This is a genomic window from Pseudomonas sp. 2(2015) (assembly GCF_000955865.1).
Classification (GTDB): Bacteria; Pseudomonadota; Gammaproteobacteria; order Pseudomonadales; family Pseudomonadaceae; genus Aquipseudomonas.
This window is the reverse complement of the sequence record NZ_JYOF01000014.1, coordinates 102,848-115,747: the sequence shown is the minus strand read 5'-3', so window position 1 is coordinate 115,747 and position 12,900 is coordinate 102,848. Positions and strand designations below refer to the sequence as shown.

The 12,900-nt window shown below is 64.8% G+C and carries 11 protein-coding genes; 6 read left to right on the top strand and 5 right to left on the bottom strand.

Annotated elements, in window-relative coordinates; translation table 11 throughout:
- The first annotated feature begins 5 nt into the window (after positions 1-5).
- From UB48_RS18860 to UB48_RS18845, 4 genes are all read left to right on the top strand, one after another.
- On the top strand, positions 6-1,997 hold the full coding sequence (locus tag UB48_RS18860; protein ID WP_045199830.1) for a hybrid sensor histidine kinase/response regulator: 1,992 nt from the start codon (positions 6-8) through the stop codon (positions 1,995-1,997).
- 83 nt (positions 1,998-2,080) lie between these two features.
- The gene (locus tag UB48_RS18855) at positions 2,081-3,733 is read left to right on the top strand and encodes an acyl-CoA dehydrogenase family protein (protein WP_045199828.1); all 1,653 of its coding nucleotides are present in this window, start codon (positions 2,081-2,083) and stop codon (positions 3,731-3,733) included.
- A 44-nt stretch (positions 3,734-3,777) separates the two neighbouring features.
- Entirely contained in the window at positions 3,778-5,271 is a 1,494-nt protein-coding gene (gene amn / locus UB48_RS18850) for an AMP nucleosidase (RefSeq protein WP_045199826.1), read from the top strand.
- 6 nt (positions 5,272-5,277) lie between these two features.
- Positions 5,278-5,907, top strand: a complete 630-nt coding sequence (locus tag UB48_RS18845) for a pseudouridine synthase (RefSeq protein ID WP_045199823.1) — start codon at positions 5,278-5,280, stop codon at positions 5,905-5,907.
- Here the strand turns inward: UB48_RS18845 and UB48_RS18840 are convergent.
- Positions 5,904-6,107, bottom strand: a complete 204-nt coding sequence (locus UB48_RS18840; RefSeq protein WP_010222926.1) for a DUF2788 domain-containing protein — start codon at positions 6,105-6,107, stop codon at positions 5,904-5,906. The genes UB48_RS18845 and UB48_RS18840 overlap by 4 nt on opposite strands.
- A 55-nt stretch (positions 6,108-6,162) precedes the next feature.
- Positions 6,163-6,639 (bottom strand): Lrp/AsnC family transcriptional regulator, encoded by a 477-nt coding sequence (locus tag UB48_RS18835; RefSeq protein WP_010222927.1) that lies wholly within the window; start codon positions 6,637-6,639, stop codon positions 6,163-6,165.
- 406 nt (positions 6,640-7,045) lie between these two features.
- On the opposite strand from UB48_RS18835, the gene UB48_RS18830 reads away from it, so the two are divergent.
- Entirely contained in the window at positions 7,046-7,795 is a 750-nt protein-coding gene (locus tag UB48_RS18830; protein ID WP_045199821.1) for a DUF6515 family protein, read from the top strand.
- Positions 7,796-7,849: 54 nt separating this feature from the next.
- On the opposite strand, the gene UB48_RS18825 is transcribed toward UB48_RS18830, so the two are convergent.
- Together UB48_RS18825 and UB48_RS18820 are read right to left on the bottom strand one after the other, a co-directional pair.
- Positions 7,850-8,722: a cation diffusion facilitator family transporter gene (locus UB48_RS18825; protein ID WP_045199818.1), complete on the bottom strand. Its 873-nt coding sequence runs from the start codon at positions 8,720-8,722 to the stop codon at positions 7,850-7,852.
- Positions 8,723-8,747: 25 nt separating this feature from the next.
- On the bottom strand, positions 8,748-9,167 hold the full coding sequence (locus UB48_RS18820) for a hypothetical protein (RefSeq protein WP_045199817.1): 420 nt from the start codon (positions 9,165-9,167) through the stop codon (positions 8,748-8,750).
- Positions 9,168-9,285: 118 nt separating this feature from the next.
- Here UB48_RS18820 and hrpB point away from each other — a divergent pair, with 118 nt between their 5' ends.
- Entirely contained in the window at positions 9,286-11,811 is a 2,526-nt protein-coding gene (gene hrpB / locus UB48_RS18815; RefSeq protein ID WP_045199815.1) for an ATP-dependent helicase HrpB, read from the top strand.
- Here hrpB and UB48_RS18810 read toward each other — a convergent pair whose 3' ends face one another.
- On the bottom strand, positions 11,812-12,891 hold the full coding sequence (locus tag UB48_RS18810) for an endonuclease/exonuclease/phosphatase family protein (protein WP_045199813.1): 1,080 nt from the start codon (positions 12,889-12,891) through the stop codon (positions 11,812-11,814).
- Between the last annotated feature and the right edge of the window lie 9 nt (positions 12,892-12,900).

Genomic DNA, 12,900 nt, shown 5'->3' with positions numbered 1-12,900 from the left:
GCTGTATGCGCTATTTGCTGATTGTTGTGCTGGGCTGGTTGCCGTTACTGGCCCCGGCGGTCGATTTCGACGACTCCACCCGCAGCTTGCCGCTGGGGCAAGTGATGCAAGTGTTCGAAGACCGCGATGGCAATGCCAGCATTGCGCAGGTCAGTGCGCCCTCGTTCGCCGAGCATTTTCGCCCGCATCGTGCCGAGGTCCTCAACGCCGGTTACTCCACCTCGGTGTTCTGGCTGAAAGTCCAGCTGCGCTACACCGCCTTGCCCTCGGCTGCGCCCCGCGCCTGGTTGCTGGAACTGGCCTACCCGCCGCTCGATCACCTGGAACTCTACCTGGCCGACGCCAGCGGCACCTTCCACCTGGCCCAGCGCACCGGCGACGCCTTGCCCTATGCCAGCCGGCAGATCAAACAGAACAACTACCTGTTCGAATTACCGTTCACCCCCGGCCAGACCACCACCGCTTATTTGCGCCTGCACAGCGAAGGTTCGGTGCAAGCGCCGCTGACCCTGTGGTCGGCCCAGGCCTACCTCGAAGCACAGCCCACCCGCTTGTACGTGTTGGGCCTGATCTACGGCGTATTGCTGGGGATGCTGGTGTACAACCTGTTCATCTACCTGAGCGTACGCGACACCAGTTACCTGTATTACATCCTCTACATCGCCTCGTTCGGCCTGTACCAGGTGTCGGTCAACGGCGCTGGCGTGGCGTATTTCTGGCCGGACAGTCCCTGGTGGGCGAACGCCGCCACGCCGATGTTCATCGGCGCGGCAGGTTTGTTCGGTTGCCAGTTTGCCCGCAGTTTCCTGCAATTGAGCAATCACAGCCGTGTCTTCGATGCAGTGCTCAAGGTGCTGATGGGCTGCGGCGCGCTGGTCATGCTGTTGTCGCTGACCAGCAGCTACGGTGTTGCCCTGCGCCTGGCCACCGCCTTGGCCCTGCTGTTTACTGTGTGCATTTTCGCCGCCGGGATTTTCGCCTGGCGCCGCGGTTTGCGCGTGGCCCGCTACTTCATCATCGCCTGGTCGGCATTCTTGCTCGGCGGCCTGGTCAACACCCTGATGGTGCTGGGTTACCTGCCGAACGTGTTCCTGACCATGTATGCCAGCCAGATCGGTTCGGCGCTGGAGGTCGGCCTGTTGTCCCTGGCCCTGGCCGACCGCATCAACAGCATGCGCGACGAGCAGGCCCGCACCCTGCGCGAAACCGGCCGTACCCTGGAACAGCTGAACATCGAGCTGGCCAACAGCAACCGTCTCAAGGACCAGTTCCTGGCTACCGTCACCCACGAACTGCGCACGCCGATGAACGGTGTGATCGGTTCGCTGGAACTGATGCAGACCATGTCGCTGGACGGCGAGCTGGCCCAGTACCAGCACACCGCAAGCTCCGCGGCCCAGGACATGATGGGCATGGTCGATGACATCCTCATCCTCACCGAACTGCAGGCCGGCCGCCTCAGCGCGCAAAATGCACCGTTCAGCCTGCGCTCGCTGCTGCAGGAAGTGCGTGCCGAATACGCCGCGCCGGCCATGGCCAAGGGCCTGTACCTGAGCCTGGATATCCCGGCGGAGCTGCCTGACGTACTGATCGGCGATCGACACAAGCTGGCCATGTGCCTGGGTTACCTGATGGACAACGGCATCAAATTCACCCACCAGGGTGGAGTCATGTTGCAGGCCCGCGGCACACGGCTGGGGCCGGACCTGTTGGGCCTGAGCATCAGTGTCAGCGACAGCGGCATCGGTTTTGACTGCCTGGACGAAGCCACGCTGTACCAGCGCTTCTTCCAGGTCGACGGTTCGATGACCCGTGAATACGGCGGCTTGGGCATTGGCCTGGCGATTTGCCGGCAGCTGGTCGAGTTGATCGGTGCACGCCTGCAGCACGAATCCAACCCGGGCCTGGGCAGCCGTTTCGAGCTGAACCTGAGCGTGCCCTTGAGCCCGCCCCAGGCGCAGTTGGGCATGCCTCGGCCAGGGTTAAACCACGGCTAGTTAGGCGTTTTTGTCACTTTGACAGGGGGGCAGGGCGTGATTCACTGAAAATTCAGTCACGCCAGGATCCAGGAGGCCCCTCGATGAACCTGCACCAGTACGCTGAAACCCATGAGGTCACCAACCAGCCGCCGTCCCTGGATGGGGCCAACCTGTACCGCATCGACCTGCCACTGCAGGAATGGTCGCGGCGCTACGGGGCGGGTTGGGCGCAGGAGCGCATCGACGCGTACGGTGCCCTGGCCGGCGGGCCGCTGATGGCCGCAGGCTTTCTGGCCAACCAGAACAAGCCGCAGTTCAGCAGCCATGACCGTTATGGCCATCGCATCGACCTGGTGGAGTTCCATCCGGCCTATCATGAGCTGATGCGCACGGCCATCGAGCATGGCCTGCCGTCCTTGCCGTGGACCGACCCGCGTGAAGGCGCGCATGTCGCCCGCGCCTCGATGACCTACCTGCACAGCCAGGCCGAAGCCGGCAGTGGTTGCCCGCTGACCATGACCTTTGCCGCGGTGCCGGCGCTCAAGCTGCAACCGGAGCTGGCCGAGTACTGGCTGCCGAAAGTGCTGGCCACCGAATACGACCCGCGCAATGTCGGCGATCGCCACAAGGCCGGCGTGACCCTGGGCATGGCCATGACCGAGAAGCAGGGCGGCACCGATGTGCGTGCCAACACCACCCGTGCCTATCCGGTGGGTGCGCCCGGCCCGGGCCAGGCCTATGAGCTGGTCGGGCATAAATGGTTCTGTTCGGCGCCGATGTGTGATGCCTTCCTGACCCTGGCGCAGACTGACAAGGGCTTGAGCTGCTTCCTGCTGCCGCGCCACCGCCCGGATGACAGCCGCAACCAGTTCTATATCCAGCGCCTGAAGAACAAGCTCGGCAACTGCTCCAACGCCTCCAGCGAGGTCGAGTTCCGTGGTGCCCTGGCCTGGATGATCGGCGAAGAAGGCCGCGGCGTGCCGACCATCATCGAGATGGTGGCCATGACCCGCTTCGACTGCATGGTCGGCTCCAGCGCCCTGATGCGTCAGGCCCTGACCCAGGCTGCCCATCATTGTGCCCATCGCCAGGTCGGCGGGCGCTTGCTGGCCGAGCAGCCATTGATGCAGAACGTGTTGGCCGATCTGGCCCTGGAAAGCGAAGCGGCGCTGGCCCTGAGCCTGCGCATGGGCCGTGCCCTCGACCAGCCGGATGATCCGCACCAGGCGCGTTTTGCCCGCTTGATTACCGCCGTGGGCAAGTACTGGATCTGCAAGCGTGCGCCGGCAATGATCAACGAAGCGGCCGAATGCATGGGCGGCGCCGGTTATGTCGAAGACAGCATCCTGCCGCGGCTGTACCGCGAAGCGCCGGTCAACTCGACCTGGGAAGGTTCGGGCAATGTCCAGTGTCTGGACGTGTTGCGCGCACTGTCCAAGGAGCCAGGTGTGCTCGACACGTTGTTCGCCGAGCTCGGTGATGGACACGGCGACCCGCGCCTGGCCGCACATATCGGTAACCTCAAGGCGGCCTTTGCCGACACCGCGGACATCCAGTACCGCGCCCGCCAGCTCACCGAAGACATCGCCGTCGGCCTGCAGGCCAAGCTGCTGCTCGAAGCCGGTAACGCCGCGGTCAGCGATGCCTTTATTGCCAGCCGCCTGGGCGGCAATGGCCGGGTGTATGGCGTACTGCCCCGTGGTGTCGACGTCGCCGCGCTGGTGCAACGCTCGACCCCGAACTGGCCGCTCTAACGTGCGTGCCTTTGCCGCCGGATATAGGCAAGATGGGCGTATGCATGTCAGACAGGAAGTACATTGTGAGCCGTACTGATGAAGCCTTCGTTGTCGTAGCAACCGCCGAGCAGGCCGTCGATCGCCTCGCCGCCCTGCACGAACAAGCCACCGCGGCCCTGAGCCAGGCGCTCAAGCGCTACCTCAAGGACCGTACCGAGCCGGATGCCGAGGAGCGCGCACTGTTCCGCTACCCCGAGCTGCGCCTGACCTACCAGTACCATGGCGAAGTGCCGGCGATCACCCGCGCCTATGCCAAGGTCCAGTTGCCGGGCACCTACAGCGTGACCGTGACCCAGCCGGCGGCGTTCCGGGCTTACCTGCTGGAGCAATTGAAGCCGCTGATGCGCGACTTCACCGTCACGGTTGAAGTGGGCGTCAGCCAGCAGAACATTCCTTACCCCTATGTGGTCGAGCAGGGCGATGAGCTGGCCGGTACGGGCATTACGGCTGCGGCGCTGGCGCGGGTGTTCCCCAGCACCGATCTTTCTGCCGCCACCGACGGCATCGCTGACGGCCTGTACGACTGGGCCAACGTCGACCCGTTGCCGCTGGCGCTGTTCGACGCCGCGCGGGTGGATTTTTCCCTGCGCCGCCTGGTGCATTACACCGGCAGCGACTGGCGCCATGTGCAGCCGTGGATCCTGCTGACCAACTACCACCGCTATGTCGACCAGTTCATCAGCCACGGCCTCGAGCGGTTGCGTGACGACCCGCGTTTCGTACGCATGGTCCTGCCGGGCAACGTGATCATCGAAAAGGCCATGGACAACGGCGAAGCGCAGGCCCTGGTTGCCGGAGTGGTGTGGCACCGCTACCAGATGCCGGCCTACCACCTGATCGCCGCTGATGGCGACGGCATCACCCTGGTCAACATCGGCGTCGGCCCGTCCAACGCCAAGAACATCACCGACCACCTGGCGGTACTGCGCCCGCATTGCTGGCTGATGATCGGCCACTGTGGCGGCCTGCGCCAATCGCAGACCATCGGCGACTACGTGCTGGCCCACGCCTACATGCGCCGCGACGGGATTCTCGACCGGGTAGTGCCGCCGAACATTCCGATTCCGGCCCTGGCCGAAGTGCAACTGGCCTTGCAGGAAGCGGCGGCGCAAGTGACCGGCGAGCGTGGCGACGAGCTGAAAAAGCGCCTGCGCACCGGCACCGTGCTGACCTACGACGACCGTAACTGGGAGTTGCGCTGGGCGCAGGAACGGCCGTTGATCAACCTGTCGCGGGCGGTGGCGGTGGACATGGAAAGCGGCACCATCGCCGCCCAGGGCTATCGTCTGCGGGTACCCTACGGCACTTTGCTGTGCGTCTCCGACAAACCGCTGCACAGCGAAATTAAACTGCCGGGAGCGGCCAACGCCTTCTACAACCGGGCGGTCAGCCAGCACCTGAAGATCGGCATCGCTGCCCTCGACCTGCTGCGTACCGAGCTCAACTCGCTGCACTCGCGTAAACTGCGCAGTTTTGACGAGCCGCCGTTCCGCTGAGGCCCCATGTCGTTACCCCCACGCTCCAAGCCGCGGCGCCCCGCGGCCAAACCCGCCGGCCCGCGTCGCCACGCCAAGGCGCCGCCGGCCGAGCCGCGGTTGATCCTGTTCAACAAGCCCTTTGACGTGCTGACCCAGTTCAGCGACGGCGAAGGGCGCGCGACCCTCAAGGACTTCATCGCCATCCCCGGCATCTACCCGGCTGGGCGCCTGGACCGTGACAGCGAGGGCCTGCTGCTGTTGACCAACGACGGCCAGTTGCAGGCGCGGATCGCCGACCCCAGGCACAAGCTGGCGAAAACCTATTGGGTACAGGTAGAAGGGGAGCCGAGCGAGGAGCAACTGCAGCGTTTGCGCGATGGCGTCGAGCTCAACGACGGCCCGACCTTGCCGGCCCAGGCCCGTCAGCTCGACGAGCCCGAACTGTGGCCACGCAACCCGCCGGTACGCTTTCGCAAAAGCGTACCGACAAGCTGGCTGGAGCTGGTCATCAAGGAAGGGCGCAACCGTCAGGTGCGGCGCATGACCGCTGCCGTCGGCTTGCCGACCCTGCGCCTGGTGCGCGTGCGGATCGGCGACTGGAGCCTGGATGGCCTCGATCAGGGCCAGTGGCGGGAAGTCCCGGCCAGGCTTTAGACGCCTTCGATGAAGCCGATCACCACGCTTTTGATGATGAAGGCGAGGATGCCCAGGCCCAGCACGAAAAACAGGATGAAGGTGCCGAACTTGCCGGCCTTGGATTTTTTCGCCAGGTCCCAGACGATAAAACCCATGAAACCAATCAGGATGGTGACCAGGATGGTCATCATCCATTCTTCGAACAACGCAGGATCCATCGATACTCTCCGGCAGGTTGAGGCGCGCGATTATACGCCGCCGTTGCCAGCCTGACTAACGCAGGTGCGTGAGCGGCAGTTCGGTGCTGGCCAGTACCTGGTTGAGAACAAAGCTGGAGCGCACGCTGGTCACGCCTTCGATACGGGTCAGGTGGCCGAGCAGCAACTGCTGGTAATGATCCATGTCGGGCACCACGACTTTCAGTTGGTAGTCGGCATCCATCCCGGTCACCAGGCTGCATTCGAGCACCTGCGGCAGGCTGCGGATCGCCGCCTCGAAGGTCTCGAAGCGCTCGGGAGTGTGCCGGTCCATGCCGATCAGCACATAGGCGGTCAGGCTCAGGCCGAGCTTCTTGCGGTCGAGCAGGGCGACCTGGCGGGCAATATAACCGTCGTCTTCCAGTTGCTTGACCCGACGCGAGCAGGGCGAAGGTGACAGGCCGATGCGCTCGGCCAGTTCCTGGTTGGAGATACGCGCGTCGCGCTGCAATTCGGCAAGAATGCTCAGGTCATAACGGTCGAGCTTGCTCATGGGATTGGCCTTTTCTGTTTCGATTGCGTCGAATTATCAATCTGTAGGCAAAAATTGCGCAAGTGATATTTAAATGAGCAATCTTCGCAATCCTCTGCCGCTGCCTTCGCCGTATTCTTATCACCAGAATCACTGCCCGGACATCAGTCCAGTGCGGCGGGCCGAATCAGGCCAGCTGCGGCCAGCAACCCCACCAGGTTGTGCTCGGCCCCCGGGCTACACACTGTCCACAAGACGGCGTGAGGTGAGCCGGTGTCACAAGCGCCGAGCACGGACAAAATTCTCAAAGGGAGACCCCAGGGTCTCCCTTTTTTATTACTCAAATTTCATCTGGCGGCCGATAACCCCTGGCAGACGGCCTGATAGAGTAATCACAGGCCCCTTGTTATCGGTCCGAGAGGAAAGTATGAAGTCGCGTGTCTGGGGTATGGCGGGTGTGGGTGTGCTGTGCATGAGTGTCAATCTGCCGCTGCTGGCTGAGGGGCAGGGAGCTTCACCCCTGCAGTCGCGGCCCGATGAAGTGCGCCAGACCCAGGAGCCACGCACCGGCTATTACCAGGATATCCCGCGGCGCAACGACAACCGCTATTACCACGCCGGTGGCGGCGGGCATGGGAATGGCCACGGCAATGGCTGGGGGCCGGGGCCGCAATACCGCCCGGGGCAAACCATCGAACACTTCCCCGAGCAGTACTGGAAGGTGCCCTATCGCGGGCATGACTACTTCTATTCCGGCGGTTACTGGTATCGCCCGCAAGGCCCGCGTTATGTGGTGGTGACTCCGCCCTATGGCGTGCGGGTCAACTACCTGCCCGACTATGCCCAGCAAGTGTGGATAGGCAGTGCGCTGTTCTTTCTGGCGGCAGGGACGTATTACCAGTACCTGGAAGACAGCCGCGAGTACGTGGTGGTCAACCCGCCGGCGGCCAGTACGCCGGCCCGAAGCGGCCCAGGTTATGACGTGATTGCTTATCCCGCGCAGGGCCAGAGCCCGCAGCAGCTTGATCGCGACCGCTACGAATGCCATCGCTGGGCGGTGCAGCAGACCGGTTTTGACCCGGCTGCGGCCAGCTACGCGCCGTCGGCGCAGGTGGCCGATAACTATCGGCGGGCGCAGAGTGCTTGTTTGAGCGGGCGGGGGTATAGCGTCAACTGAACCGGGGGCTGCTGCGCAGCCCCTCGCTGGCAAAGAGCAGCCTTGCCAACTGCCTCACATCACCGGATCAGCATGCACCAGCACTTCAGCCTTGGGGTACTTGCTGTTGATCGCCGCCGCTGCCTGGTCACACAAGGCATGGGCCTGGGTCAGCGGCAGGTCCCCGGGCAACTCCAGGTGCAATTGCACGAACCAGTGGCTACCCGACACCCGCGTACGCAAGTCGTGGGCGCCGCGCACCCCCGGCACACTGCAGGCCAGCGCGAGCATCTGTTCGCTGATGTCGCCCGGCAGCTCCTGGTCCATCAGGATCGAGCTGCTCTCGCGGGCAATCTGGAGGGCGCTCCAGAGGATGTACAGGGCAATGCCCAGACCGAAGATTGCATCCAGCTGTGGCCAGCCAAAGCGCGCCAGCACCAGGGCAACGAGGATGCTGCCGTTGAGCAGCAGGTCGGAGCGATAGTGCAGTGAATCGGCGCGCACCGCTGTCGAGCCGGTGATGCGGATCACCTTGCCCTGCAGCATCAGCAAGGCAATGGTCAGCACCAGCGACAATAGCATCACCGCAATGCCGATGCCGGTGTCACCCAGAGGCTGCGGATTCTGCAGCCGCTCAACCGCCTGCACGCCGATCAGCACCGCGCTGACGCCGATGAACAGCGCCTGGGCCATGCCGGCCATGGCCTCGGCCTTGCCGTGGCCGTAACGGTGGTCGTCATCGGCCGGGCGCAGGGCGTAGTGCACCGCCAGCAGGTTGAGGAACGAGGCGACGCCATCGAGCGCCGAGTCGGTCAACCCGGCCAGCAGGCTGACCGAACCGCTGAGCCACCAGGCCAGCGCCTTGGTCAGGATCAGGATACTGGCCACCGCCAGCGATGCGCGGGTGGCCAGGCGCAGCAGGCGTTGGTGTTCAGCCGAGGGAGTCATGCCTAAAGTGGCTTCCTGTCAGAGATCAAGCAGCGGGCTTGAGGCCGTACATGGCCAGTTGCTCGACACTACCCTTGTGCTGGATCAGGCGCGGGTCGTTGAGCGGTAGGCGCTGGCCCAGTTCGCTTTCGAGAATAGCCTGCAGCTTGCTGTTGTCGACCTTGCCGTCGACGCTGATGGCTTCATTGAGTTTTTCAGGCGCGACCTGGGCGGTGGTGCCGCCGGGCAGGTAGATGGCGCCGGTGGCGAAGTCGATGCCGAAAGCGATCAGGCCCGGGATCACATAGAAAAGAATGCCGATGGCGTCGAGGGCAGCGACCACCGGGTCGATCTTGCCTTCGATCTGGCCGCGCCGGTCGGGGAAGAACAGGGTGCCGCAGGCGGTCAGTTGGCTCAGCAGGGTGGCGATCACGACGCCGCCAATGACACGGGAGGGAATACGCATGGAAGTCTCCGGAATGAAGGCGACAAAGATACAGGCAAAGAGCCTGTATCTACAGCTAAGACCATGATAAGGCAGGCTCGGTTCGCCGTTATACTCGGCGGATTGTTTGAGGGCCACCATGAAATCATTACCGATCGATGCCGTACTGCCAGCCTTGCGCGCCGCCTTGAGCCAGCGCCACGAAGCGGTGCTCGAAGCGCCCCCTGGCGCCGGCAAGACCACCCGCGTACCGCTGGCGCTGCTCGATGAGCCGTGGCTGGCCGGGCAGCGCATCCTCATGCTCGAACCTCGGCGCCTGGCGGCGCGGGCGGCGGCCGAACGGCTGGCCAGCGAGTTGGGTGAGCAGGTCGGGCAAACGGTTGGTTACCGCATCCGCCTGGACAGCAAGGTCGGGCCGAACACGCGCATCGAGGTGGTCACCGAAGGGATTCTCACCCGCCGCCTGCAGGCCGATCCGGCGCTGGACGGAGTGGGCCTGCTGATCTTCGACGAATTCCACGAGCGCAGCCTCGATGCTGACCTGGCCCTGGCCCTGAGCCTCAATGGTCGCGAATTGTTGCGTGACGACCCGCCGCTGAAAATCCTGCTGATGTCGGCGACCCTTGAGGGCGAGCGCCTGTCGAGCCTGCTCGACGATGCTCCGGTGGTCAGTAGCGAAGGGCGCATGTACCCGGTGGATATTCGCTGGAGCCGGCCGTTCCAGGCAGGCGAGTTCATCGAGCCGCGGGTGGTCGACACGGTGCTGCAGGCCATCAGCGACCAGTCGGGCAGCGTACTGGTGTTCCTGCCGGGGCAGGCGGAGATTCGCCGCGTGCATCAGTCACTGCAGGAGGCCCTGGGCGAGCGCCGCGATATCCTCCTGTGCCCGCTGCATGGCGAGCTCGATCTCAATGCCCAGCGCGCCGCCATCGACACCCCAGCCGCCGGCCTGCGCAAAGTGGTGCTGGCGACCAACATCGCCGAGACCAGCCTGACCATCGACGGTGTGCGCGTGGTGGTCGACGCGGGTCTGGCGCGGGTGCCGCGCTTTGATCCTGGTAGCGGCATGACCCGTCTGGACACCCAGCGCATCTCCCGCGCCAGCGCCACCCAGCGTGCTGGCCGCGCTGGGCGCCTGGAGCCCGGCGTGTGTTATCGCTTGTGGTCCGAAGCCCAGCACGAGCAACTGGCGGCCTATGGCGCGGCCGAAATCCTCCAGGCTGACCTGGCTGGGTTGGCCCTGCAACTGTCGCGCTGGGGCGTTACCCCCGAACAACTGCGCTGGCTCGATCAGCCACCTGCGGCCGCCTATGGCCAGGCGCTGGAGCTGTTGCAGCGTCTGGGCGCGTTCAAGGCCGACAGCCCGGACAGCCTCAGCGCCCACGGCCAGGCCATGGCCGAACTGCCGGCGCATCCGCGCATCGCCCACCTGCTGTTGCGCGGCCAGGACCTGGGCCTGACCGACATGGCCTGCGATGTCGCCGCCTTGCTCGGTGAGCGCGATATTTTGCGTGGTGGCGGTGCCGACCTGCACAGTCGCCTGGCCCTGCTCAGCGGCGAAACCCGCGCGGCCAAAGGCGCGCAGGGCGGTGTGCAGCGCGCCCGGCAACTGGCCCGCCAGTACCGCGGTAACCTGCGCGGCAAAGCCACTGCAGCCGTCGCCGACCCCGAGCATTCGCGCTGGCTCGGCGCCCTGCTGGCGCTGGCCTATCCCGACCGCGTTGCGCAGCAGCGGCGTGCCGGCGGTGCGGAGTATCGCCTGGCCAACGGTCGCGCTGCGTTGTTTGGCGAAGCCGATGCCTTGATGAAACATTCGTGGCTGGTGATCGCCGATCTGGGCAGCCGTCAGGGCCAGCGCGAGGAGCGCATTTACCTGGCTGCCGATTTCGACCCGGCGCTGTTCGACGGGGTGCTGGCCGAACAGGTGCGCAGCCTGGATATCCTCGACTGGGACGAACGCGAGAACGTTTTGCGTGCCGAGCGTCAGCGCAAGGTCGGTGAGCTGGTGCTCAGCCGCGAACCTTTGACCGGCCTGGATGAAGACGCCCGCGCCAAGGCACTGCTGGAACTGGTGCGGCGCAAGGGTCTGGAGTTGCTGTCGTGGACGCCCGAGCTGCGCCAGTGGCAGGCGCGGGTGGCGCTGTTGCGCCAGCTCGACCTGGCAAGCCGTGGTGAAAGCGAGTGGCCGGACCTCAGCGATGCCGCGCTGCTGGCGAACCTGTCCGAGTGGTTGCAACCCTACCTGGGCAAGGTCACCCGCCTGAGCCATTTTGCCCAGCTCGACCTCGCGTCGATCTTGCGCAACCTGCTGCCCTGGCCGCTGCCCCAGCGCCTGGATGAGCAGGCGCCGGTGCACCTGAGTGTGCCCTCGGGTTCGAACATTCGCCTGGACTACAGCGAAACCCCGCCGATTCTCGCTGTGCGTCTGCAGGAACTGTTCGGCCTGGCCGAAACTCCGCGCATCGCCCAGGGCCGTCAGCAAGTCCTGCTGCATTTGCTGTCGCCCGCGCGCAGGCCGGTACAGGTGACTCAGGACCTGGCCAACTTCTGGCGCAGTACCTATGCCGAAGTGAAGAAAGACCTCAAAGGGCGCTACCCCAAGCACTACTGGCCGGATGACCCGTTGGTGGCCGAAGCCACGGCGCGGGCCAAGCCGCGCAAGTAGTCACGGCTGCGCCGGCAATAGCAGGCGCGCCGTCACTGGCAGGTGATCGGAAATCTCCAGGGTGTCCTGCTGAATTACCCGTGCCCCCAGACGCTGCAGTTTCGGGCTGTGGAACAGGTAGTCGAGGGTGCGGTCCGGGCCTTGCAGGTTGCGGTCGTTGGGGTAGTGGGTCAGCCAGGCCGCGCGGTCGGCGCCGCTGGCTTCGGCGTTGCTGGGGATCATCGGGTATTTGTCCCAGAGCAGATGCAGGTCGCTGTCGGCACCGTACTGGCCGCGCAGTTCGGCCGGCAGGCGGCGGTACTGGCCGAGCGGCAGCAGGTTGAAGTCACCGCCGATCAACCACGGCGTGCCTTGGCTTTCCAGCTTGTCGAGCAGGCGCGTCACCTGTTGCACCTGCTGGCGCTGGATATCGCTGCCGGCTTCGAAGGTCGCCAGGCGGGTGTTGAGCACCGCCAGCTGACCGCCATCGCGCAGCGGCAGGTAGCTGGCAACAATCGCCTGCTGCGGTTGCAGCAAGCGCTGCCAGGCATTGCTGGCGTCGACCGGCAATTGCAGGCGCTCGGCCTGCTTGATCGGGTAGCGGCTCAGGGTCGCCAGGCTGCGGCCGACACTGCCGAAGATGTGCCAGTCGGGGACGAAATCGGCTTTCCAGTCGTAGGCCTGCACCGCGCAGGGGTAAATATCCACCAGCCGTTCGCGCAGCAGCGCCAGTTGGTCCTGGTAGCCGCTGGCCTTGGCGTTGTTGTCCAGTTCCTGGAGCAGGACGATGTCCGGCTGCTCGGCGCGGATTACCCGCGCCACTTCATCAAGGTTGAAGGCGAGGTCTTCAGGGGTAGGGCGGGTGTCGTCGCCGCGGCCCTGGTCGTACCAGAATACGTAGCGCTTGCCGGCCAGGTACTGCACGTTCCAGGTCATCACCTTGAGCACCTGGCCAGGTACCAGCGCCGCCGTGCTGGCCCGGCAACTGACCGCCAGGCTCTCGCGCGGTTCAGGTTGCCAGCTCAGCTGGCTGGCCAGCAGCCACAGCAGGGCGATCACAACAAGCAGGGTCAGCAGGGCGTTGCGCAGTAGTCGGGTCATCGGCTAACC